General features: G+C 76.2%; 13 protein-coding genes. 4 read left to right on the top strand and 9 right to left on the bottom strand.

The annotated features are described in order from the left end of the window. Positions 1 to 50 precede the first annotated feature (50 nt). Together L332_RS25650 and ald are read left to right on the top strand one after the other, a co-directional pair. Positions 51 to 1,382 carry an aminotransferase class III-fold pyridoxal phosphate-dependent enzyme gene (locus L332_RS25650; RefSeq protein ID WP_021011179.1) on the top strand — a complete coding sequence of 444 codons (1,332 nt, stop codon included), beginning with the start codon at positions 51 to 53 and terminating at the stop codon, positions 1,380 to 1,382. Beyond that, on the top strand, positions 1,382 to 2,494 hold the full coding sequence (gene ald, locus L332_RS25645) for an alanine dehydrogenase (RefSeq protein WP_021011178.1): 1,113 nt from the start codon (positions 1,382 to 1,384) through the stop codon (positions 2,492 to 2,494). Before L332_RS25650 ends, ald begins: the two co-directional genes overlap by 1 nt. On the opposite strand, the gene L332_RS25640 is transcribed toward ald, so the two are convergent. The 9 genes from L332_RS25640 to L332_RS25600 form a co-directional block, all read right to left on the bottom strand. Then, entirely contained in the window at positions 2,461 to 5,166 is a 2,706-nt protein-coding gene (locus L332_RS25640) for an FtsK/SpoIIIE domain-containing protein (protein ID WP_021011177.1), read from the bottom strand. The two genes, ald and L332_RS25640, sit on opposite strands and share 34 nt — an antisense overlap. Positions 5,167 to 5,236: 70 nt before the next feature. Next, entirely contained in the window at positions 5,237 to 7,390 is a 2,154-nt protein-coding gene (locus L332_RS25635) for a transglutaminase-like domain-containing protein (protein WP_021011176.1), read from the bottom strand. Then, positions 7,387 to 8,565, bottom strand: a complete 1,179-nt coding sequence (locus tag L332_RS25630) for a DUF58 domain-containing protein (protein WP_021011175.1) — start codon at positions 8,563 to 8,565, stop codon at positions 7,387 to 7,389. The genes L332_RS25635 and L332_RS25630 overlap by 4 nt, the downstream gene beginning before the upstream one ends. Positions 8,566 to 8,567: 2 nt before the next feature. After that, positions 8,568 to 9,554: an AAA family ATPase gene (locus L332_RS25625; protein WP_407637638.1), complete on the bottom strand. Its 987-nt coding sequence runs from the start codon at positions 9,552 to 9,554 to the stop codon at positions 8,568 to 8,570. A 20-nt stretch (positions 9,555 to 9,574) separates the two neighbouring features. Beyond that, entirely contained in the window at positions 9,575 to 15,259 is a 5,685-nt protein-coding gene (locus tag L332_RS25620; RefSeq protein ID WP_021011173.1) for an Ig-like domain-containing protein, read from the bottom strand. Between the two features lie 24 nt (positions 15,260 to 15,283). Then, positions 15,284 to 16,642 (bottom strand): serine/threonine-protein kinase, encoded by a 1,359-nt coding sequence (locus L332_RS25615; RefSeq protein ID WP_021011172.1) that lies wholly within the window; start codon positions 16,640 to 16,642, stop codon positions 15,284 to 15,286. After that, positions 16,642 to 17,484 carry a PP2C family protein-serine/threonine phosphatase gene (locus L332_RS25610; RefSeq protein ID WP_021011171.1) on the bottom strand — a complete coding sequence of 281 codons (843 nt, stop codon included), beginning with the start codon at positions 17,482 to 17,484 and terminating at the stop codon, positions 16,642 to 16,644. Before L332_RS25610 ends, L332_RS25615 begins: the two co-directional genes overlap by 1 nt. A 70-nt stretch (positions 17,485 to 17,554) precedes the next feature. Continuing rightward, complete coding sequence (locus L332_RS25605) at positions 17,555 to 18,745, bottom strand: NAD(P)/FAD-dependent oxidoreductase (RefSeq protein WP_021011170.1); 1,191 nt, start codon at positions 18,743 to 18,745, stop codon at positions 17,555 to 17,557. A gap of 9 nt (positions 18,746 to 18,754) precedes the next feature. After that, positions 18,755 to 19,825: a DUF4192 family protein gene (locus L332_RS25600; protein ID WP_021011169.1), complete on the bottom strand. Its 1,071-nt coding sequence runs from the start codon at positions 19,823 to 19,825 to the stop codon at positions 18,755 to 18,757. 389 nt (positions 19,826 to 20,214) lie between these two features. Here L332_RS25600 and L332_RS25595 point away from each other — a divergent pair, with 389 nt between their 5' ends. Both L332_RS25595 and L332_RS25590 read left to right on the top strand, forming a co-directional pair. Beyond that, a complete protein-coding gene (locus L332_RS25595) occupies positions 20,215 to 22,197 on the top strand; it encodes a heavy metal translocating P-type ATPase (RefSeq protein ID WP_021011168.1) in 1,983 nt (660 codons plus the stop codon). Further along, complete coding sequence (locus L332_RS25590) at positions 22,194 to 23,939, top strand: gamma-glutamyltransferase family protein (RefSeq protein ID WP_021011167.1); 1,746 nt, start codon at positions 22,194 to 22,196, stop codon at positions 23,937 to 23,939. The genes L332_RS25595 and L332_RS25590 overlap by 4 nt, the downstream gene beginning before the upstream one ends. The last annotated feature ends 1 nt before the right edge of the window (position 23,940 follow it).

Genomic DNA, 23,940 nt, shown 5'->3' with positions numbered 1-23,940 from the left:
GGCCCGTCGGGAGCGCCCGCTCGCGCGCGCTCAGGCGTAGGATCGGCGGCATGACTGACACCGTCGCCACCGCGCCCTCCCGCTCGATCGTCACGGAGATCCCCGGCCCGAACAGCCGCGCGCTCCTCGAGCGGAAGGCGGCCGCCGTCCCCCAGGGCATCCCCCACCAGCTGCCCGTGTTCATCGCCGAGGCGCATGACGCGATCATCACCGACGTCGACGGCAACCGCTTCATCGACCTCGGCTGCGGCATCGGCGTGACGACGATCGGCCACACGAACGACGCGGTCGTCGCCGCGGTGCGCGAGCAGGTCGGCAAGCTCACCCACTCGCTCTTCGGCACGACGCCCTACGAGCCCTACGTGCGCGTCGCCGAGTACCTCGCGAAGCACACCCCCGGCGACTTCGCGAAGAAGACCTTCTTCGTCAACTCCGGCTCGGAGGCCGTCGAGAACGGCGTGAAGATCGCGCGCAAGTTCACCGGCCGCCGCGCGGTCGCCGTCGTGGAGCACGGCTATCACGGCCGCACGAACCTCACGATGACGATGAACTTCAAGCCCGCGCCGTACGCGACGGGCATGGGTCCGCTCGCCTCCGACATCTTCCACGCCCCGGGCTCCTACCCGCTGCACGACGGGCTCGACGGCGCCGAGGCGGCCGAGCGCACGCAGTACTACCTCGAGAAGCACGTCGGCGTCTCCGACCTCGCGTGCCTCGTGATCGAGCCCATCCAGGGCGAGGGCGGCTTCATCGTGCCCGCCGACGGCTACCTGCCCGCGATGCAGGAGTGGTGCACCGCGAACGGCGTCGTCATGATCGCCGACGAGGTGCAGTCGGGCATCTCGCGCACCGGCGCGACCTTCGCGTCGTCGCTGTTCGGCTGGGAGCCCGACATGGTGCTCTCCGCCAAGGGCATCGCGGGCGGCATGCCGCTCGCGGGCGTCACCGGCCGTGCCGAGATCATGGACTCCGTGCACACCGGCGGCATCGGCGGCACCTTCGGCGGCAATCCCGTCTCGTGCGCCGCGGCGGTCGCCGTCTTCGAGCAGATCGAGGAGCACGACCTCAACGCGCAGGCCCAGCGGGTCGAGCGCGTGCTGCGCCCGCTGCTCGACGAGCTCGCCGAGCGCCACGAGGAGATCATCGAGGTGCGCGGCCGCGGCGCGATGCTCGCGATCGAGCTCGTCGACCCCGCGACGGGCGCCCCCGTGCCCGCCGCGCCCATCTCGAAGGCGTGCGGCGAGGACGGCGTGCTCGTGCTCACCGCCGGCACCGACTACAACGTGCTGCGGTTCCTGCCGAGCCTCGCGATCACCGACGACCAGCTGCGCGAGGCGGTCGACGTCATCGATCGCGCGATCGCGAGCACGAAGGCCGCCTGATGCTCATCGGCGTCCCGCGCGAGATCAAGACCGACGAGGCGCGGGTCGCGCTCACCGCCACCGGCGCGACGGAGCTCGTCGCGCGCGGCCACGAGGTGCTCGTCGAGTCGGGCGCGGGCGTCGGCAGCGGCATCGCGGACGAGGCGTTCGAGGCGGCCGGCGCGCGCATCGTCGCGACGGCCGAGGAGGCCTGGAGCGCGCAGCTCGTGCTCAAGGTCAAGGAGCCCGTCGGGCCGGAGCTCGACCTCCTGCGCGACGACCTGACGCTCTTCGCCTACCTCCACCTCGCGGCGGCGCCCGAGCTCGCGCAGGCGCTGCTCGATCGCGGCACGACCGCGATCGCCTACGAGACGGTGCGCGGACCCGACGGCTCGCTGCCGATGCTCGCCCCGATGAGCGAGGTCGCCGGCCGGCTCTCGGTCGTGCAGGGCGCCTCGCTGCTCACCGCGCCGCAGGGCGGCGCCGGGCTGCTGCTCGGCGGCGTGCCCGGCACGCGCTCGGGGCACACGGTCGTGCTCGGCGGCGGCGTCGCCGGCACCGCGGCGGTCGAGATGGCCGTCGGGCTCGGCTCGCGCGTCACGGTGCTCGACGTCTCGCTCCCGCGACTGCGCCAGTTCGACGCGATCTACGGCGGGCGCGTGCAGACGCTGCACTCCAACCGCGTGACGGTCGAGCAGGCCGTCGTCGACGCCGACCTCGTGATCGGCTCGGTGCTCATCCCGGGCGCGAAGGCGCCGAAGCTCGTCTCGAGCGAGCTCGTCGAGCGGATGCGTCCCGGCTCGGTGCTCGTCGACATCGCGATCGACCAGGGCGGGTGCTTCGCCGACTCCCGGCCGACGACGCACGGCGACCCGACGTTCGACGTGCACGGCACCGTGTTCGCGTGCGTCGCGAACCTGCCCGGTGCCGTGCCGCGCACGTCGACGGAGGCGCTCACGAATGCGACGCTCGCGGCGACGCTGCGGCTCGCCGACCTCGGCTGGCGCGACGCCCTGCAGGCGGACGCCGGTCTCGCGGCGGGCCTCAACACCACGGGCGGACGGGTGGCGCACGAGGGCGTCGCCTCGGCCCTCGGCCTTCAGGCAGCATCGGTGGCGTCGCTGCTCGGATAGCGCAGCCTCGCGAAGCGCCCGCCCTGGAGCAGCCAGGCGGGCGCTTCGCGCATCGGCGGCGCGAGCGGCGCGTGCCGCAGCACCTGCCGGAGCGCCCGCTCCTCGACGCCGAGCACGACCACGGGACGCTCGGCGCGGAGCCGGTCGAGCTCGCCCCACGCCGCCTCCCACTCGGTGACCGAGCCGACGACCGCGGTCGCGGTCGCGCCGACGGCAGGTCGCGCGGCGCCCGCGAGCGAGGCCGGCAGCGCGGCTCCCGCTCCCAGCACGACGGCGAGCGGCCCCTGCGGCATCGGCACGGTCGCGGGCGCTCGCCGCGGCGCCGGCGCGTCGGGCAGCGCGAGCTGGATGCGCTCGTCGGCGAGCCAGCCCGCGCCGGGCGGCAGCCCGGCGTCGTGCAGCGCGCCGGCGCCGCCCGCGACGACGTGCTCCTGCCGGCTCGCGATCCGCAGCAGCACCAGCCACTCGGCGAGCGCGGCGACCTGGCTCATCGCGCTCGAGACGCGCCGCGCGGTGAGCGCGACGGCGGCGCCCTCGCGCATGCGGCGCAGCAGCAGCTGCACCGCGACCGCTTGCTGCGCCTCGCCGAGCCGAGCGAGCTGCAGGTCGAGGTCGTCGACGACGAGCGCGCTGTGCGCTCCGGGTGCCCCGGCCTCCTCGAGCGCGTCCCACAGCGCGTCCTCCCGATCGATGACCGCGACGCCGAGCTGGCCCGCGATGAGGTCGGCGAGGCTCGAGCGGCCGCTGCCCGCACCCCCGATCGCGAGCAGCGGACCGTCCACGGCCGGCCGCCACCGCACGGGCTCGACCGCCTGCCGCGCCGGCCGGTCGACGAGGCCGAGCCGCACCGTGCGATCGCCGGCGCCCTCGCCGCCGCCGGCCGCGCTCGCGAGCGGCACGTCGGTGAGCCGCACGCGGGCCGGGAGCGGCTCGCGCCACGGCCGCGGCGGCCTCGGCATCGCCGCGGCCGCCGACACGAGCCGCTGCAGGAGCGCGGGCGACGCGAGCGCGGCTTGCGCGAGCCGGGTGGCGCCGCCGCTCACGCGCACGACGCATCGCCCGCGCGCCTCGAGCGGGATCGCCGCCGCCTCCGGACTCCCGGTCACCGCGACGGCGTCGGCCTCGGAGGTGACGCGCAGCGAGATGCGGATGCCGCAGTTCGCGAGCAGCGCGTCGCGCACCGCGTCGGCCGGTCGCTGCGTGCACAGCACGAGGTGCACGCCGAGCGAGCGTCCCCGCGCCGCGAGGTCGACGAAGAGCCGGTGCAGGTCGGGCAGCTCGTCGAGCATCGCGGCGAACTCGTCGACGACGATCACGAGGCGCGGCAGCCCGGTCGCCTCCTCGATCGAGCGCGCGCCCCGCTCAGCGAGCGCGCGCTCGCGCCGCCGCAGCTCGGCGCGGAGGCTCTCGATCGCCCGTCGCGCGCCCGCCTCGTCGAGATCGGTCATGACGCCGACGACGTGCGCGAGCGCCTGCAGCGCCGTGAAGGACGCGCCGCCCTTGAAGTCGACGAGCAGGAACGACACCTCCTCGGTCGAGCGGCCTGCCGCCATCGCCGCGACCCACGCGACGAGCAGCTCGCTCTTGCCTGCGCCGGTCGTGCCGCCGACGACCGCGTGCGGGCCGTCGCGCACGAGGTCGAGCACCACCGGGGCGTCGGCGACGAGGAAGACCGCCTCGAGGCCGCGCTCCCCCGTCGGCAGCGCGTCGAGGTCGACGCGGGCGGGGAGCCCGCCGGCGCGCAGGAACCCCGCGTGCTCGGCGGCGAGCGCGAGCGAGCGGGCGGCGCTCGCCGCCTCCCGCTCGCTGAGCGCCGTGGGCGCGAGCTCGCGGCCCGCGAGCCGAGCGGCGTCGAGCGCGGCCCGCACCACGACGCGGCACTCGCGCGGCAGGAGCGCAGGCGCGAGCGCGGTCGCGATCGTGACGTCGACGTCGTCGCCGACGACCCGCACGTGCCCGCCCGGCTCCCGGTGCACGGGGTGCGGGAGGGGCGCGAGCCAGTGCCACGCCTCGCCGTCGGGCGCGATGACCTCCGCCTCGTCGGGCGCGACGACGTCGAGCACCTGCACGAGCGCGGCGCGCGCGAGCGCGACCGCGATCGCGGGCGGGCCGACGAAGCCGATCCCGTCGCGCGCGTCGACCGTCACCGGCCCCTCGACGACCGCCGCGGCCGAGCGCAGCCGCGTCACCTCCTCGGCAGCGCCGAGCCGCAGCGCGGCGGGGTCGCGCGTGGGGACGGCGCCCTCGACGACGATCCCCGAGGGCAGCGCACCGATGCCGAGCACGACGTCGAGCGGCGCCCCGCGCGAGCGGCGCCAGCGGTGCGGGTCGTGCGGCGGCCGCGCCGCGACCCGTCGCGCGTCGGGGTGCGCGGCCTCGAGCTCGCGCCGCCGCTCCCCGACCGCCCGGTCGATGCGCTCCGCGGCATCCGCGATCTCCGCGCGCCAGCGCGCCTCCTCGCGGCGCGACCGCGCGCGCCGCACGCGCCTGCCGTCGCCGAGGCTCGCGAGCGCGATCACCGGGCCGAGCAGCGCGAGCACGAGCACGGTGGGCGTCTGCAGCAGCAGCCACATGGCCACGGCCCCGAGCACCGGAGCGAGGCTCGCGAGCAGCGGGAACGACGCGGGCTCCGGCTCGGCGGGCGGGCGCGGGAGGTCGATGCGCGACTCCATGGCGGCAGGGTGCCGCGCGGGGCCGCGACCGCGCACCGCCGCGCGGGGCGGCTGTGGAGACCGCTCCGCGCTAGCGCCGCACGAGCGATGCCGGGTTGAGCCGCGCGAGCAGCGGCCGCAGCCGCCCCTCCCCCTCGTCGCGGCGCTCGAGCACCGCATCGCTCAGCGCCCACGCGGCGTCGACCTCTGGCTCGCTCGGCGGCCTCGGCGCGAACACCGCGCGGTCCACGCGGTCCGCGAGCTCGCGCATCCGGTCGTCGTCGCCCGCTTGCTCGAGCCGCGTGCCGCCCTCGGGCGCCGCATCGCCGCGATCGCGGAGTCCGTCGACGACCTCCGCCCACGCGCCCTCGGCGCGATCGCGCGGCTCGTCGGCGCGGCGGCGGCGCCGTCGGCGCACGACCTTCGCGACCACGAGCCCGACGGGCAGCGCGGCGACGAGCGCGAGGAGCCCGAGCACGGCGGCCGCGGCGCCGAGCGCGGCGAGCAGCCGCGAGGCGCCGTCCTCGCTCCGCTCGGGCGCGTTCGGCGCGGCGGGGTCGGCGCCCTGCCGCTGCCCGCCCGGCGCGGGCGCGGGCGCCTGCTGGGCGGGCGGCTGCTCGACGATCGCCGGCGCGCCCTGCTCCTGCTCGGGGATCGGCCGCGGCGCGGGCGAGACGTCGATGGCGACCCAGCCGGCCGGCGTGCGCACCTCCATCCACGCATCCGCGTCGGCGCCGACGACGGGCGTCGGCTGCCCGGGCTGCACGGCATCGGGCGTGAAGCCCACGACGACGCGCGCGTCGAAGCCGAGCTGGCGCGCGAGCAGCATCGCCGCGGTCGAGTACTGCTCGGCATCGCCGATCATCGGCTCGGTGAAGAGCTCCGCGAGCCGCTCGAGGGAGTGGCCCGGCCGCGAGGGCGCCTCGTCCTCGAGCACGCCGTGGCTGATGTAGCCGCTCGCGCGCATGCCCTCGACCATCGCGTGCAGGCGCTCTCCCGGGGTCTCGGCGTCGCCCGTCCACGCGGCGAGCGCGGTGAGCATCTCCTCCGGCAGCTCGATCGCGGCGCGCGCGGGATCGGCGGGCACGAGCTCGGCCACCTGCTCGGGCGGCACGACCGGGGCACCCTGCTCGACCTGCATCTGGAAGCCGTCGCCCGGTCGCAGCCCGGCCTCGACGATGAGCGTGCGCAAGTCGCGATCGCGGTGGAGCGTCGAGCCGAGCCGCTCGGCGCGCTCGCCGACGAAGCGCACGCCCGTGGGCACGCCGACGGTCGGCAGCCAGGGCGTCGAGAGCTCGCCGACCGTGATGCCGACGAGCCGGCCGCTGCCCTCCTCGGCGCTCGCGACGCGCTCGAAGCCGGCGCGCTCGACGGAGAGCACCTCGCCGTCGTAGCCGTCGAGGGCGGCGATGCGGATGCGGTCCCCCGGCACGAGGCCCGTGGCGGTGAGCTGGCGGGCACCGCGCCGGTCCTCGGCCCAGAACGAGCGGTAGGCGGCCATCGGCGATGCCCCGGGCAGCTCGACGGACCACGTGCTCCCGCCGCGCAGCACGACGCGCTCGGGCAGCTCGACGAGCGCGCCCGCCGTGCCCGCCGCGAGCGCGGCGACGAGCGCGACCGCGACGCCCGCGCCGACGCGCCGAGCGAGCGACGAGAGCGCGCGCGGCGCGCGGCTGCGGCGCCGCGCTTGCCGCACGACGGTGATGTACGCCCCGATCGGCACGAGCGCGATCATGCCGAGCAGCCACGGGGCGGGCATCGCGAGCGGTCCCCAGAGGATCGCCCACACGCCGATCACCGCGGGCACGAGCGCGGCCGACTCGGCCGAGCGCGAGCGCAGCGCGATCCACACGCCGATGAGGGTGCCGAAGAGCACGAGCAGCACGGGCGCCATGAGGAGGGCGTCGCTCGTGCCGACGGGGAGCCCGATCGTCAGCAGGCGGCGCCACGAGAGCACCGTCGCCGCCGCGGCGTCGATGAGCCCCTCGCCCCACTCGCCTCGCCCGATGCGCTGCGGGGCGGTGAGCGGCACGGCGAGCACGGCGAGCGCGACGAGCGCGACGAGCAGCATCGACAGCGATCCCCAGCGGCGCACCGCGCCGAGGACGCCGATGCCGGCGCCGACGAGCAGCGCGACCGAGACCGCGACGACGAGCTGCAGGGTGCCGAAGATCCACCACATCGGCACGCACGCTGCCGCGATCGCGAGCATGAGCAGGCCGACGCTCGGCGCGCGGCGGATCACGCTCGCCCCGCGTCGCCGATGCCGCGCGAGAGGTCCTCGATCGCGCCGACGGTCGCGACGTCGGCGTCGCCGAGCCGCGCCCGCGTCGGCACCGCGCCGACCGCCGCGCGCACGACGACCGAGACGACGCCCTCGGGCATGCCGTTCGCGGCGGTGCGGAGCTCGCGCGGCGGCACGGTCGACCCGGTCACGAGCCACGCGACGCTGCCGCGCGCGGTGCTGCGCGACGCGCGCGCGGCGGCGGCGATGCCGACGCCGCCGCGCGGCTCGAGCACCGCGAGCGCGTCGAGCAGCCGGTCGCGCGTCACGGCGTCGATCGGCCGCACGGCGCTGCGCTCGGCGCGCGGGCTCTCGACGACGCGGAGCGAGCGGCGGTCGGCGATCGCGGCGAGGCCGAGGGTGCCGACGATCGAGAGCGCGAGCTCGAAGTCGTCGCCGTCGTACTCGCGCGGGTCGGTCGAGAGCACGATGAGCGTGTCGGCGCGGCGCGAGGGCTCGAACTGCCGCACGAGCAGCGAGCCGTGGCGCGCGCTCGAGCGCCAGTGCACGAGCCGTCGGTCGTCGCCCGGCGCGTACTCGCGCAGGCTGTGGAACGAGACGTCGTCGGCGGTGCGCTCGGCGGCGGCCTCGCCCTCGAGGTCGCGCACGATGCCGCCCGCGCCGCCCGGCAGCCGCACGACGCGCGGGTGCACGACGAGCGTGCGCGTCTCGGTGAGCCGGTGGCGGCGCTCGAGCACGCCGAAGGGGTCGGTGCGCATGATCGTCGCGGGCCCGATCGTGCGCAGCCCGCGGCGGCTCGTGTCGAGCGGCACCGAGCGCAGCACCTTGCCGCCGACACCGAGCGAGGGGATCTCGAGCACGGCCTCCTCGTCGCCGATGTCGAGGTCGATCTGGCGCGGCGTCGCGGCGCGCGTCGGGCGCGACACCTCGACGAGCGCGAGCGCGTCGGCGCCGACAGGCACGCGCTCGGCGCTCAAGCCGATGCGGGCGCGCGCCCAGCGCTCGCCGACGATCCACGGGATCGCGCCGACGAGCAGCGTCGCCGCCGCGACGGCGGAGACGAGCGCCTCCGCCCAGCCGAGCGAGCGCGCGAGGAAGACGCCGAGCGCGACGACCGCGAGCAGCGCCCAGCCCCACGGGGTGATGGCGCGCAGGGCGGCGTCGAGCCAGCGCATCGTCAGCGCCTGGGCGGCGCCACGGTGAGCATGAGCTGCTGCACGATGCTCTCGGGCCGGACGTCGTCGAACTCCGCCTCCGGCTGCAGCACGAGGCGGTGCGCGAGCGCCGGCACGGCGAGCGCCTTGACGTCGTCGGGGGTCACGTAGTCGCGGCCGTGGATCGCTGCCCACGCGCGCGCCGTCCGCACGAGCGCGAGCGCGCCGCGCACCGAGACGCCCAGGCGCACCTCGTCGGCCTCGCGCGTCGCGTCGACGAGCCGCGCGACGTAGTCGACGATCGACGCCTCGACGTGGACGCCGCGCACCTGGCGCGCGAGCGCCTGCACGAGGTGCACGTCGGCGACGGGCTCGATCTCCTCGGGCGAGAGCTCGTCGCCCGAGTCGGCGAGGATCCGCAGGGTCGACGCGTGGTCGGGGTAGCCGATCGACGCCTTGAGCGCGAAGCGGTCGAGCTGCGCCTCCGGCAGCTGGTAGGTGCCGGCGTGCTCGACCGGGTTCTGCGTCGCGATGACCATGAACGGCTGCGGCACCGCGTGCGCGATCCCGTCGACCGTGACCTGCCCCTCCTGCATCACCTCGAGCAGCGCCGACTGCGTCTTCGGGCTCGCGCGGTTGATCTCGTCGGCGAGCACGACGTTGGCGAACACGGGGCCGCGCCGGTACTCGAACTCCCCCGAGCGCTGGCTCCACACGCTCACGCCCGTGATGTCGCCCGGCAGCAGGTCGGGGGTGAACTGGATGCGGTTCGACGTCCCCGAGATCGCCGTCGCGAGCGCGCGGGCGAGCGACGTCTTGCCGGTGCCGGGGTTGTCCTCGATCAGCAGGTGCCCGTGGCTCAGCATCGCGGTGAGCGAGAGCTGCACGACGTGCGGCTTGCCGACGAGCACGCGCTCGACCTGCTCGACGACCCGCTCGGCGAGCTCCTGGATGGTCGAGACGTCGACGCCCGCGTCGACCGCGCTCGCGTCCGTCCTCGCGTCCAACACCGTGGGCTCCTCCCTGTCGGTCACAGCCCGCATCCCGCCTCGGTCGGCGACGGATCCCTGTGGGGCCCGGACTCCGGATAGGTTACTTGGCCCCACGCGCGCACTCGCGTCGCCCCCGCGGGCACCGCTTGGGTCGCGGGCCGCTCGCTCGTCCACGAGCCGCCGACGAGGTAGCTCGCGAAGACCTCGTCCTGCGCGAGCGGCGACGCGTTGCCCTCGACGCTCGCCTCGAGCGGCACGAGCGGCCGGCAGGCCTCGATCGTCGCGCGCAGCCGCAGCGGCACGACCTGGCCGACGGTCGTCGCCGCCGAGCACACGCCCTGGGTCGCGCCCGGCGCGCACGCGCGCACGTCGACGCCGACCTGCTCGCCGTACTGGAACGCGGCGCTCGAGGGCGTGAGCCACGTGCCCGCTTGCGCCCGCTGCCACGGGCCGCCCGCGACGCGCGCCTCGAGCCACGTGCCGCTCGCGAGCGTCGGTGCCCGCTCGAGCCTCGCGTCGAGGGCGTCCTCGCGCACCTCGGTGGCGACGGCGACGGCGGATGCGTCGACGGGCGCGGGCGTGCCGAAGACGGGATCCGAGACGGAGACCGAGCAGTGCCAGCCGTTGTCGGCGGTGACGGCGACGACCGAGCGGGACCCGGCCGCGACCGGGAGCGTCGCCGAGAGGGCCGAGGAGCCGGCGGGGCTGCCGCCGCCCGCGCTCGAGCACGAGGGCCGCTCCCCGACGGGCACGACGCGAGCGGCGTAGCGCACGGCGGCCGCGCCCGCGGGGTCGACCGCCGCCCACCGCACGGTGACGCTCCCGCCGTCGTGGCCCGTCACGAGCACGGGCGTCGTGCCCGGCAGGCCGACGGCCGTGAACGGCACCGGCGCTGCGGGCCAGCGCCACGCGGTGTCGGGCACGCCCGCGCGGTTCGCGGCCGCCACCTCGATCGAGTACGCGCGGCCGGGCGTGAGCCCCGAGATGACGCTCTGCCGCTCGGCGGGGCCGACGCGCACGAGCTGGTCGAGCCCCGATCCCGAGACGCGCACGAGGTAGGCCTCGATGGGGGTGCCGCCCGGCGGCTGCGGCACGCCCTGCCAGACGACGCGCACGGAGCCCGGTGCGCTCGCGGGCGTCGCCTGGACGCCCGGCACGACCGCGGGCAGCCGATCGGCGTGCACGGGCTCCGACGGGTCGGAGGGGAGGCTGTCGCCGAGCGCGTTCGTCGCGATCGCCTGCAGCCGCAGGTCGACGCCCGCCGGGAGGCCCTCGAGGCGGCAGCGGGGCGTCGGTCCGCACGCGACGTCGACGCCGCTGCCGACGATGCGGTAGCCCGTGATGGGGCTGCCGTTGCTCGCGGGCGGGTCGATCGCCATCGTCACGACCCCGTCGACGTGCTCGTCGAACGCCTGCACGGGGGGCGCGGGCGCATCCGGCACGTCCTGCACCGTCACCGCGATGGGGCTCCACACGCCGCGCTCCGGCACGCCCGCCGCGTCGAGCACGAGCACCTGCACGATCGTCGTGCCGATCGCCGCGGTCGCCGAGGCCGAGACGCGCACCGTCGAGCCGTCGACGACCGCGGTGATGCCGCGCTCCTCGGCGCCCGTGACGCGCAGGCCGCCGATCCGCAGCGGCGTCGAGGGGAACGGGTTCGACGCCTCGTCGTTGACGAGCGGCTGCACCTCGGCGCTCGAGCCGCGCTGCACGGTCACGGCATCGGGCTCGGGTGCGACGAGCGGCGCGGTCGTGGAGATGACGGCGAGCGAGACGGTGCCGGGCACGCCCTCGCCCGCGGCGTCGCGCACGCCGATGCGGAGGTCGGCGCGCGTGCCGCGGTCGGTGCGGTCGAGCGCTCGCACCGTGAGGGTCGAGCCGTCGATCACGGCTTGGAAGCCCGCGGGCACGTCGTCGAGGATCGACCACGAGGCGCTCGCGATCCGGGCGGGATCGGGCGCGCGCGTGATGCGGGCGAGGTCGATCGAGCGCTCGGTGCCGGGCTCGAGCTGCACGAAGGAGCCGAGCACCGTGAGCGGCACGCGATCGCCCGGCAGCACCTCGATCGGCAGCACGATCGTGCCGACCCTGCCGTCGGGGTCGGTGGGGCTCTCACCGTCGGTGACCTCGAACGTGATGCTCGCCGGGCCGAAGTAGCCAGGCTGGGGCACGAACCGCAGCGTCTTCTCGTCGATCACGGGGTTCGAGCCGTCGGTCGGCGCGGCGCGCACGGCGCTCGCGTCGGTGAGCATCGCGCCGTCGCCGTCCACCGTGTCGACGACGTCGTCGATCGCGATCTCGAGCGTCTCCCCCGCGCGCGCCTCGAGCGGCGCGACGCCGGGCTTGAGCTGCGGGAGCGCGTCGTCCCGCCCGGGCACCGCGATGACGGCCGTCGCGCTCGCGCCCTCGGCGTCGTCGCGCTCGACCGTGAACGGCACGAAGCGCGTGCGGTCGGCGATCGCGATCTCGATCGAGCCGTCGTCGCGCAGCGCCACGCCCTCGGCGGGCAGCGGGAGGCTCGCGCGCAGCGCGTCGGCGCGGCCGTCGCGCACAGTGGCCTGCGCGAGCGGGTCGATGCGCACCGCCTCCGCCGAGGCGATCGATTGGATGGGCACCTGCACGTCGGTGACGTCGGGCGCGGGCGGCGGCGCGTCCGGGTCGACGTCGATGCGCAGCCAGCTCGCCGCGGCGGTGCCGGCGGAGTTCTCGACCGTGACGACGATGCCGATGTCGGATGCGTCGGGCGCGGCCGAGACGAGCACGGCGCCGTCGCGGATCGACGCGGTCGCGCCCGGCGAGGCGGTCTCGACGTCGACGATCTCGAGCGGGAGCCCCGCGGGGTCGCGGTCGTTGTCGAGCACGGGCACGACGAGCGTGGAGTCGGGGCGCATCGCGGCCGAGTCGGCGCCGAGGACGGGCGGCAACGCGGGCCCCGGCTCGACGACGATGACCCGCACGACGCCCTCCCCGGTCGCGCCGAGGTCGTCGGTGACGCGGTAGCGGAACTCGTCGGTGCCGCGCGAGTAGTCCCCCGCCTGGTAGCGCAGGGTCGAGCGCCCGAGCTGCGTGACGAAGCCGAGCGTCGGCGCGGTCGAGGGGCCGAGCAGCTGCACGGGATCGCCGTTCGGGTCGGCGTTCGAGAGCGGCAGCGCGAGGTCGACGGTCGCGCCGGCGACGACCCGCGCCTCGATCGGCGGCGCGGCGGGCGCCGCGTTCGTCGTGCGCGCCGCCTCGGCGACCTGCATCGTGATGCCGGCCGTCGACGACTGGCCGTCCGGTCCGCGCACGGCGTAGTCGGCCGTGAAGGTGCCGGGCTCGTCGGGGGCGACGAACCGCATCCGGTCGCCGTCGACGAACAGCAGGCCGGCCTCGGGCGGCGCGACGATCGCGGGATCGAGCTCGAGCGGGAGCCGGTCGGGCTGCTCGTCGTTGACGAGCACCGGGATCTCGACGAGCCCGCCGGGGCGCACGGTCACCTCGTCGTCGCGAGCGATGGGCGCCTGCAGCGCGGCCGAGCCGCTCGCGGACACGCGCAGCTCGCCCTCGGCGCTCTGCACGCCGTTCGTGACGGTGTATCGCACGGTCGTCTGCTGCGCGAGCTCGTCGGTGAGCGTGAGCCGCAGCTGCTCGGCGTCGACGACCTCCGCGCGCACAGCGGTGTCGTCGCTCGCGACCGCGGTGAGCGCGACGACGCCGCCCGAAGGGTCGAGGGCGAGCTCGTCGATGTCGAGCTCGACCGTGCCGGCCGCCGGGAGCGCCGCGCGCACCGGCATCGTCGTGGGCGGGCTCGACGCGTCCGCGGCATCGAGCACCCGGACGACGACGCGCCCCTCCTGCGTCGCGGTGCCGTCCGTGACGACGTAGGAGAAGCGCATGAGGCCCGCGTCGGTCGGGCGCACGAGGATCGTGCCGTCGGCGAAGCTCGGGTCGACCGGGTAGTTCGGCGCGACGACGTTGTGGAGGCTCAGCTCACCCGCGCCGCCCTGGGCGGCGAGCAGCGGCTCGAGCACGAGCTGCTGGCCGACGCGCGTCACGGCCGTGACGGGCTGCGCCGAGATCGGCACGGCGCCGGCGTGCACGGTCAGCACGATCTCCTCGGTCGCCTCCGCCTGGCCGTCGGTGACCGTCACGAGCACCCGCCGCTCGGTGCCCGAGCCGCCGTCGGTGAACTCGAGCCGACCGTCGGAGCGCACGCTCACGCGGTCGGGGGCGGCTGCCTCGGCGCGGACGACCGCGAGCGCGTCGCCCTCGGGATCGACCCAGCCGTCGAGCGCGTCGAGGGCGATCGTCGAGCCCGCCTCGAGCGTCGCGCGCACGGGTCGCTCGAGCACGGGCGGCTCGTTGCCCTCCCGCAGCGTCACCGTCGCGACCGCGCGATCGCTCTCGGCGCCGTCCGAGATGCGGTAGTCGACGCGCGTCACGCCCGCCGCGGGCGCCTCGAAGCGGATGCCGCGCCCGTCGGGGGTGATGGTGGCGGATGCGTCGTCCCGGTCGAGCGCGACGTCGGTGATGAGGATGGGGTCACCGTTCGCATCGCTGTCGTTGAGCAGCACCGGGAGCACCGTCACCGCGCCGGCGCGCGCCCCGAGCTCGTCGTCCACCGCGACGGGCGGCTCGGGCGCGGCCTCGACGGTCTCCTCGACGGCCTCACCGTCGACCGGCGCCTCGGGTGCGGGCTCGTCGTCCTCGAGCTGCCAGCCCGTGATGCGGCGCCCGTCGCGGTCGATCGCCCACGCGTCGCCCGAACCGACGTCCGTCACCGCGGTCGCGCTCCCGCGCTGCAGGATCCGCAGGCTCGCGTCGAGCGGCACGCCCTGCAGCGCGAGGACGACGGGCTCCTCGCCCTCGCACGATCGCCAGCCGGTGCCGCCCTGCCACGCCGCGAAGGCGCATCCGTCGCCCACGACCGGCCTCGCGGGCTCGCCGCTCGCGCCCGAGGCGAGCGTCGTCGCGGCGGGCACGCCGAGCTGCTGGCGCACGAGCGCGGAGTCGGTCGCGTAGAGCACGGCGGATGCGGCTGGCCCCGGTTCCTGGAGCCGCACGCCCGTCTCGTCGACGGAGCGCTGCCACGAGCTCGTCGAGAGCACGCCGGAGCCCGCGTCGTAGAGCACCCACTCGTCGCCGAGCGCGGTGAGCTGCAGGTCGGGCGCGGCGGGCGAGACGGGGGCGCGCTCGCTCGCGACCGTCTCGCCCTCGTCGTCGACGCGCAGCACGCGGCCGAGGCCCGGGGAGGCGGCGAGCAGGCTCTCCTCGCCGAGCACGGCGACGCCGCCGCGGCCGAGCGCGACGACCGGCTCGTCGAGGGGCGTGCCCTCGGCGATCGCACCCGTGGTCGTGCGCCACACGTCGCCCGTCGCGGGCGAGGTGATGACGACGCGGTCGTCGCGCGCGGCGACGACCGCGCCCGCGACGATCGGCACGGCGGGGCCGGCCTGCGCCGCGCCCTCGCGCACGACGCGCACGGTCGACGCGCTGCGGTCGACGACGACGGTGCCCGACGGCGTCTGCAGCACCTCGTCGACCCCGCCGACCTGCACCGTGCGCTCGATCGTGCTGTTGGCGGTGTTCGCGAGGCCGATCGCGCCGGCGCTAGCGTTCGCGATCCACACGCTCGAGCCGTCGAGCTCGGGCTCGAGCGCCTGGTAGCCCGGCGCGAGCACGGCGCCCGCGACGATCCCGGCGGTGAGCAGCCCGCCGAGGACGAGGCCGGCCCGCGCCTTCACGCCGGCTCCGTCATCGCCGCGCCCTCACGGCAGCGGCTCCCCGCACGCCTCGCTCGGCTCGCCCGTCGACCCGTCGCGGTTCACGGCGACCCAGATGCAGAGCCGCTCGCCCGCGGCGCCCGTGAGCGTGAACTCGCGGCCGCCCTGGATGACGGCATCGCCCGTCGAGGTGCGCACGTGGTACGTGTCGGTGTCGACGAGGCCGGGGTCCTCCCACGCGAACGCGACCCGGCCCTGCTCGGGGCTCACCGCGATGTCCTGCACGATCGGGATCTGCGACGAGACGCTCGAGAGCGCGAATGCCGCGACGGTGATGATGCCGAGCACGACGGCGCTCGCGGCGGCGATGCCGAGCCCGATCACGAAGCGCTTGGGCTTCGGCGGCTGGCGTCGGCCGGTCGACTGCGAGATGTCGACGCGGCTGCCCGTGATGCCGGGAGCGCGACGAGAGCGTCGCTGCCGCAGCCGCAGCGCATCCGAGTCCTCCTCGACGTCATCGTCGACGATCGGCTCGGCGGCCCACGCGTCGACCTCGACCTCGATCGGCGTCACCTCGAAGCCGAGCTCGCGCTGCACGCGCTGCAGCTCGCCCAGCAGCTCCTCGACGCTCGCGTGGCGGTCGCCCGGCCGGGCGGCGAGCGCCTTGTCGAGCACGGGTCGGAGCGCCGCGGGGATCGCGCGCGAGGGCAGCAGGTCGTGGGCGATGATGCGCTCCGAGAGCGCGGCGTGGTCGTTGGCGCGGCCGGGCTGCTCGGCGGGGGTGCGGCCCGCGATGAGCGAGAAGAGGGTCGCGGCGAGCGACCACACCTCGGTCGCGATCGTGCCGCCCGTCTCGCCGCGCAGCACCTCGGGCGCCGCCCACGGCACCGAGACACCCGCGGCCTCGCTCGCGTCGTGCTGGAGGCCGGCGATGCCGAAGTCGCTCAGCACGGGGTGCCCGAACGAGGTCGTGAGGATGTTCGCCGGCTTGATGTCGCGGTGCAGCACCCCCGCGCGATGCGCGGTCTCGACCGCGGCGCCGATGCGGATCGCGACCCGCAGCGCGGCCTCGGGCGCGAGCGGCTCGGTGCGGAATCGCTCGCCGAGCTCGGGGTTCGCGAGCTCCATCACGAGGTAGGGGCGGCCGTCGCTCGCGACCGAGGCGCCGTAGACGGTGAGGATGCTCGGGTGCGACGAGAGTCGCCCCATGAGGTTGACCTCGGTGCGGAAGGAACGGCGCACGTCCTCGTCGACGAGCTCCGCGAGGAGCACCTTGACCGCGACGGGTCGCCGAGGCAGCGATTGCTCGTAGAGGAAGACGTCGGCGTACCCGCCCGTGCCGAGCACGTGGAGGTGCGAGTAGCCGGGCAGCACCGGCGGCGCGGAGGGGAGCCGCCTGGCCATCAGGACCGCCGCGGCTCCTCGTCGCGGAGCGTCGTGCGCGGCACGGTCCGGTCGACGTCGTCGACGCTCGGCGCGCGCGTCACGTCGATGACGATCACCGAGACGTTGTCGCGCCCGCCCGAGTCGAGGGCGGCGGCGACGAGGGCCTGGGCGGCGGCCGCCGGGTCGTCGTGCTCCCACAGCAAGCGCTCGATGTCGACGTCGTGCACTTCCTTCGTGAGGCCGTCGGAGCACACCAGGAGGCGGAGCTGCGGCATGATCGGCAGCAGGAAGTAGTCGGGCACGGGGTCGATGCCGGCGCCGACGCCGCGAGTGACGACGTTCGCCTCGGGGTGCGTCTCGGCCTCCTCCTCGGTGAGCAGGCCCGCGTCGATGAGCTCCTGCACGACGGAGTGGTCGACCGTGATGCGCGTGAGGCGCTCGCCGAGCATCGCGTAGGTGCGCGAGTCGCCGACGTTGAAGACCGCGAAGTGCGGCGCGCCCTCGTGCAGCGCGAACGCGCAGCCGGTGACGGTCGTGCCCGCGGAGCCCTCGCCGACGCCGAGGAGCTCGATCTCGTCGGTCGCGCGGCGGAGCGCGTCGACGACATCGATCGGCTCGACGGCCGCGAGCTCGTGCAGGTCGGCGAGCCGCTCGACGACCGCCTTGCTCGCGAGGTCGCCGTGCGAGTGGCCGCCCATCCCGTCGGCGACCGCGAAGACCGGCGGCTGCGTGATGAGCGAGTCCTCGTTGTGCTGGCGGCGGAAGCCGGTGTCGGTCATGCCTGCCCAGCGCACCGCGAACTGCTGGGCCTCCGGGCCCTGTGTCGCGTGCTCGCCGCTCGCCGCTCCGATGTGGGTCACGTCCTCCAGTCTCCCACGCCGCGCGCCCGCTCCTCGCACCCGGCGCTCAGCGGCTCGGGGCCCGGTGCCGTCACAAGCGGCCCTTGAGGATGCGGTTCCAGTAGATCTGCGGGAGCGCGTGCCGGTCGAGCGCGTACCAGAGCGGGCTCGAGCGGATCTGGCCGCGCGCCGGCAGGGGCAGCGAGTGGCGCGGGCGCAGCTCGCGGTCGTACTCCCCGAACGAGAGGCTCCGCCGCGACGTGGCGATCGGCGCGACGGTGTAGCCGTCGTAGCGCTCGAGCGGCTCGCCGGCTCGCGAGCGGCGGATGTTCTCGACCGCGATCTTCACCTGCTCGCGGAGGGCGCCGCCCGTGCGGGCGTCGCCGAGGTCGCCCGCGTCGCCGACGACCCACACGCGCGGATGCGTCGGGTGGCGGAGCGTCTCGGGGTCGACGGCGGCGAACCCTCCGGTGCCGTCGGCGTCGAGGCCCGACTCCCGGATGACCTCCGGCGCGCGGTAGGGCGGGTGGAGGTGGACGAGGTCGGCCCGCTCGGGGATCGTGCCGCGCGGCCCCGCGAGGTCGACCTCGTCACCGCGCAGCGTGACGACGTGGGTGGAGGGCCGCGCCTCGATGCCGTAGCGGTCGAGGTGGCGGCGGATCTCGGCCGCGATCGCGTCGACGGGGTGCAGGCGGTCGCCGTCGTGCACGAGGATGACCTCGATCGCGTCGAGCGCGCCGTTCGCGCGCCACGCGTCGCACGCGATGAAGAGCGGCTTGAGGGCGGTCTCACGCCCCGAGACCGGCTGCCCGCGCAGCTCGAAGATCGCGCGGCCCGAGGTGAAGCCCGCGATGCGCTCGCGAGTGCGGGCGAGCTCGGTGTCGACGTAGGTCGTGACGGCGAGGCCGCTCGCGAGCGCCTCCGTCGCGCCGGGCAGCAGACTCCAGTCGATGACCGCGCCGGTCGCGACGATGAGGTCGCGGCCGCGGACGACGGAGCCGTCGGCGCAGCGCACCTCGCGACGCTTGGGGTCGATCGCGACGGCCGCGGTGCGATGCCACTCGACGCCCTCGGGGATGAGCGACGCCTGGGGCCTCGACAGCTCGTCGTCGCTCGCGAGGCCCGTGCCGACGTAGTTCTGCAGCGGCTTGTAGACGTGGCGCTCAGAGGGCTCGATGAGCCCGACGTCGGGGCATCCCCGGCGACGCAGGTGGGCCGCGGCCGAGAGGCCGCCGTTGCCCCCGCCGACCACCAGCACGTCGTGCACTCGCTCTGCCGCCATGGCCAGACGCTACTCCTCGGTCGCTGGGCGTGCGCCGACCTCGATGCCGGTTCCGAGCACCCAGTCCGGCGCCCCCTTCGCGTCGACGATGTCGCGCAGCAGCGGGGCCATGGTGAGCGCGGGGTCGATCGCCATCGCGAGCTCCGCGCACCGCCCCGCGGATCGGCCACGGCCGAGGAAGAAGTGCAGGAAGCCGACGATGACGAGCAGCGGTGCGCGCAGCTCGAGCGGGGTCGCCTCGGCGATCGCCGTCCATCGGCGCAGCCGGTCGCGGAGCCGCTCGGCGTCGGGCGCCGGCCCCACGCCGAGGAAGCGATTGGCGGCCGCCTCGGTCGCGGCGTCGCCCTCGATGGCGTCGAGCGTGCGCTCGGCGGCGGCCCTGCCGTCGATCGCGAGCTCGATCGCGAGGTCGCGCTGCGCGGGGCTCGCCACGAGCGCGATCGCGAGCGCCGCCGCCTTCGCCGGGTCGACGCCGAGCACGCCCGGCCCATCGTCGAGCCGATCGGCGAGCGAGACGGCGAGCTCGAGCGCCGCGATCGGGTCGTCGCGCGCCGCGGCGACGTCGCCGCCCTGCAGCTCGCCGAGCCACGCGGCGACCTCGAGCGCCGCGGCGCTCCCCCGGCCCTCCGGCACGGCAGGGATGGGCGGCGGCTCGGGCACGCCCGGCGCGGGATCGTCGAGCAGCTCGAGCTCCGCGAGCGGGCCGCGCGCGCCCGCGGGCGCCGAGTAGTCGCCCCACGCGTCGGGCGCGAGCGCGAGCACCTCGAGCACGCGCATGCCCGCCCGCTCGAGCCGTCGGGCGACGTGCCCGAGCTCGTCGGCGAGCGGCAGCCGGCCGGCACCGAGCGGCTGCGCGAGGCACGCGACGAGCACGACCGCGTCGGCCCCGCGCGCGCCTCGGCGCACCGCGTGGGCGATCGGCGCGGCCGAGCGGCGGTCGGGCAGGTCGAGCGCCATGGGCATGCCCGAGCGGCCGCGCGAGAAGGGCAGGGCGACGAGCGACGGCGCCTCCGTGTGCCCGACGAGTCGGGGCAGCATGCGCAGCAGCGACTGCGGGGTGCGGATCTTGACGGTCTCCATGCGCGCAGGGTGCGGCATCGCGCCGTCGGGCCGAGAGCGTTCCCCGCGGACCTGTGGAGAGCCGCGGCGAGCGCACCTTGCCACATACCCCCAGGGGGTATGGGTTCGCAGCATGAGCTGGACTCGACGAGACGAGCACGAGGCACGAGCACGGGGGCGCGCCGCAGCCGCACGAGCGCCACCAGCATCAGCACGCCGCGCACCACCAGCACGAGCACGCGGCGCATGCCCAGCACGAGCACGCGGCGCACGCCCAGCACCCGCAGCACGCCGAGCACCGCGATCACGGCGACCACACCGGACACGCCGGTCACGCCGGTCACGCCGGTCACGGCAGCCATGCCGGCCACGGCGACCACGTCGCCCTCTACCGGCGCCTGTTCTGGTGGATGCTCGCGCTCGCGATCCCGACGGTGCTGCTGAGTGGCATGTTCGCGTCGATCGTCGGGTACGCCCTCCCGGACGCGCCCGGGCTGCGCTGGGTCTCCCCCGCGCTCGGCACCGCCATGTTCGTCGTGGGCAGCCGGCCCTTCCTGACCGGCGCGGTCGACGAGCTGCGCTCGCGCCGACCGGGGATGATGCTGCTGATCGCGCTCGCGCTCACGACCGCGTTCATCGCCTCGTGGGCGGCGTCGCTCGGCTTCGCCGACCACCACCTCGACTTCTGGTGGGAGCTCGCCCTCCTCGTCGTCATCATGCTGCTCGGCCACTGGCTCGAGATGCGCTCGCTCGCGCAGACCTCGTCGGCGCTCGACTCGCTCGCGGCGCTCCTGCCGGACGAGGCGGAGCGCGAGACGCCGACCGGCATCGAGCGCGTCTCCCCGGCCGAGCTCCGCATCCGCGACGTCGTGATCGTCCGCCCCGGCGCTCGCGTGCCGGCCGACGGCGCGATCGTCGAGGGCGGCGCGAGCTTCGACGAGTCGATGATCACGGGCGAGTCGCGCGCGGTCGCGCGCGGTGCGGGCGACCGCGTCGTCGCGGGCACCGTCGCGACCGACTCGGGCGTGCGCGTGCGGGTCGACGCGGTCGGCGAGGGCACGGCGCTCGCGGGCATCCGACGCCTCGTCGCCGACGCGCAGGCGTCGACCTCGAGGGCGCAGCGGCTCGCCGACCGGGCTGCGGGCTGGCTCTTCTGGTTCGCGCTCGGCGCCGCCGCGATCACCGCCATCGCGTGGAGCGCGCTCGGCGCCCCGGACGACGCGATCGTGCGCACGGTGACGGTGCTCGTGATCGCGTGCCCGCACGCGCTCGGCCTCGCGATCCCGCTCGTCGTCTCGATCGCGACCGAGCGCGCCGCGCGCGGCGGCGTCCTCGTCGCCGATCGGCTCGCGCTCGAGACCATGCGCCGCGTGGACGTCGTGCTGTTCGACAAGACCGGCACGCTCACGGCCGGCGAGCCCACGGTGCTCGACGTGCTCGCCGTCGACGGCGACGCCGACCGGGTGCTCGCGCTTGCCGCGGCGGCGGAGCGGCCGAGCGAGCACCCGCTCGCCCGCGCGATCGTGCGCGCGGCCGAGCGAGCCGCGCTCGACGTGCCCGACGCATCCGACTTCTCCTCCTCCCCCGCGGTGGGCGTCACGGCCGTCGTCGAGGGAGCGCGCGTGCGCGTGGGTGGCCCGCATCTGCTCGAGGAGGAAGGGGTCGCCGAGCTGCCCGCCGTCGAGGCGTGGCGCGCGGAGGGCGCGATCATCCTGCACGTCGTCGTCGACGGGGAGGTCGTCGGCGCGCTTCGGCTCGCCGACGCGATCCGGCCCGAGTCGAGGGAAGCGGTGGATGCGCTCCACCGGCTGGGCGTCGAGGTCGCAATGGTCACGGGCGACGCCGACGCGGTCGCCCACTCGGTCGCGCGCGAGCTCGGCATCGACCGCGTCGCCGCGAATGTGCGCCCCGAGCACAAGGAGCGCGAGGTCGCGCGGCTGCAGGACGAGGGGCGCGCCGTCGCCTTCGTCGGCGACGGCGTGAACGACGCGCCAGCCCTCGCGCGCGCCGACGTGGGCCTCGCGATCGGCGCCGGCACCGACGTCGCGATCGCCTCTGCCGACGTGATCCTCGCGAGCTCGGACCCGCGGAGCGTGCTCTCGGTCGTCGAGCTCTCGCGCGCGAGCGCCCGCAAGATGGTGCAGAACCTGTGGTGGGCCGCGGGCTACAACCTGCTCGCCGTGCCGCTCGCGGCCGGCGTGCTCGCCCCCTTCGGCTTCGTGCTGCCGATGTCGGTCGGAGCGCTCCTCATGTCGCTCTCCACGATCGTCGTCGCCCTCAACGCGCAGCTGCTCCGCCGCCTCGACCTCGACCCGGCGGCGAGCGCCGCCCGCGTGCTCGACGCAGCGCCCTCGGCCGCCGCTCGGCAGGAGGCGGCTACCGTGTCGGCATGATGCGCACCCGACCGCCGCTGCAGGGATCGTTCGGAGCCGTCGCCTCGACGCACTGGCTCGCATCGTCGAGCGGCATGTCGGTGCTCGAGCGCGGCGGCAACGCGGCCGACGCGGCCGCGACGGCCGGCTTCGTGCTCCACGTCGTCGAGCCGCACCTCAACGGCCCCGGCGGCGACCTGCCCGCGATCGTGCGCGTGCCCGGCCGGGAGCCGCGCGTGCTCGCCGGGCAGGGCCCGACGCCCGCGGCCGCGACGATCGAGCGGATGCGCGCCGAGGGCATCGAGCACATCCCCGGCACCGGCCTCCTCGCGGCCGTCGTGCCCGGCGCGGTGCCCGCGTGGCTCACGCTGCTGCGCGACCACGGCACGTGGACGCCCGGCGACGTGCTCGCCTACGCGATCGAGCTCGCCGAGCGCGGCCACCGGGTGCTGCCGCGCGTCGCCCGCACGATCGCGGGCCGGGCCGAGTTCTTCCGCGAGCACTGGCCCGCGTCCGCCGACCTCTGGGCCGACCCGGCGCCCGAGCCGTGGGACGTCATCCGCAATCCCGTGCTCGCCGGCACGTACCGCCGGCTCGCCGACGCGGGCAGCGGCCTCTCGCGCGAGGCCGCGTGCGACGCGGCGATCGCCGCCTGGAGCGAGGGCTTCGTCGCGGAGGCGATCGACCGGCACTCGCGGCACGCGGCGATGGACTCCTCGGGCGCGGCCCACGCGGGGCTCCTGACGGGCGACGACCTCGCCGCGTGGCGCCCCTCGTGGGAGCCGACGACGTCGATGCCGTGGCGCGGCACCACCGTGCACAAGGCGGGCGCGTGGTCGCAGGGCCCCGCGATGCTCGAGGCGCTCGGCATCGTCGAGCCGCTCCTGCCCGAGCGGGCGGATGCGTTCACGGCCGACATCGTGCACGTCGCGGCCGAGGCGATGAAGCTCGCACTCGCCGATCGCGACGCGTGGTTCGGCGACGGCGCCGACCTCGAGCGCCTCCTCGACCCCGCCTACCTCGCCGAGCGCCGCGCGCTCATCGGCGACCGCGCCTCGCTCGAGCTGCGGCCCGGCGCGCTGCGGGGCGAGCCGCGCCTCGCGGCCGTGCGCGTCGCCGAGGAGGCGCCCCGCACGCCCCGCTCCGGCACGGGCGAGCCCACGCGCGGCGACACGTGCCACATCGACGTCGTCGACAAGGACGGCATGGTCGTCTCGGCGACCCCGTCGGGCGGCTGGCTGCAGTCGAGCCCCACGATCGGAGAGCTCGGCTTCTGCCTCGGCACGCGCGCCCAGATGCTCTGGCTCGAGGAGGGCCTGCCCACGAGCCTCGCCCCGCGCATCCGCCCCCGCACGACCCTCTCGCCGACGATGCTCGTCGACGACGACGGTGCGGTCGCCGCGCTCGGCACGCCCGGCGGCGACCAGCAGGACCAGTGGCAGTTCGCGATGCTGCTCGGCATGCGCGTGCTCGGCCTCGACCCGCAAGCAGCGATCGACGCGCCCTCGTGGCACTTGACGCACCTCGTGTCGTCGTTCGAGCCGCGCGTGTGGGAGCCGGGCGGCCTGCACGTCGAGTCGCGGCTCGGCGAGGCGGTCATCGACGACCTGCGCTCGCGCGGGCACGCGGTGACGGATGCGGGGCCCTGGTCGCTCGGTCGCCTCTCGTTCGCGTCGCACGAGCCGGGCGGACCGGGCGAGGGCGGCACGATCCGCGCCGCCTCGAACGCGCGCGACGAGCAGGGCTACGCCGCGCTGCGCTGAG

The organism is Agrococcus pavilionensis RW1 (genome assembly GCF_000400485.1).
Lineage (GTDB): Bacteria > Actinomycetota > Actinomycetes > Actinomycetales > Microbacteriaceae > Agrococcus > Agrococcus pavilionensis.
This window is presented reverse-complemented; position numbering and strand designations above follow the sequence as displayed.

Coding starts and splice junctions, on each gene's coding strand:
- L332_RS25650 (WP_021011179.1), top strand. CDS start 51: ATGACTGACACCGTCGCCACCGCGCCCTCCCGCTCGATCGTCACGGAG.
- ald (WP_021011178.1), top strand. CDS start 1,382: ATGCTCATCGGCGTCCCGCGCGAGATCAAGACCGACGAGGCGCGGGTC.
- L332_RS25640 (WP_021011177.1), bottom strand. CDS start 5,166: ATGGAGTCGCGCATCGACCTCCCGCGCCCGCCCGCCGAGCCGGAGCCC.
- L332_RS25630 (WP_021011175.1), bottom strand. CDS start 8,565: ATGCGCTGGCTCGACGCCGCCCTGCGCGCCATCACCCCGTGGGGCTGG.
- L332_RS25615 (WP_021011172.1), bottom strand. CDS start 16,642: ATGGCCAGGCGGCTCCCCTCCGCGCCGCCGGTGCTGCCCGGCTACTCG.
- L332_RS25605 (WP_021011170.1), bottom strand. CDS start 18,745: ATGGCGGCAGAGCGAGTGCACGACGTGCTGGTGGTCGGCGGGGGCAAC.
- L332_RS25600 (WP_021011169.1), bottom strand. CDS start 19,825: ATGGAGACCGTCAAGATCCGCACCCCGCAGTCGCTGCTGCGCATGCTG.
- L332_RS25595 (WP_021011168.1), top strand. CDS start 20,215: ATGCTCGCGCTCGCGATCCCGACGGTGCTGCTGAGTGGCATGTTCGCG.
- L332_RS25590 (WP_021011167.1), top strand. CDS start 22,194: ATGATGCGCACCCGACCGCCGCTGCAGGGATCGTTCGGAGCCGTCGCC.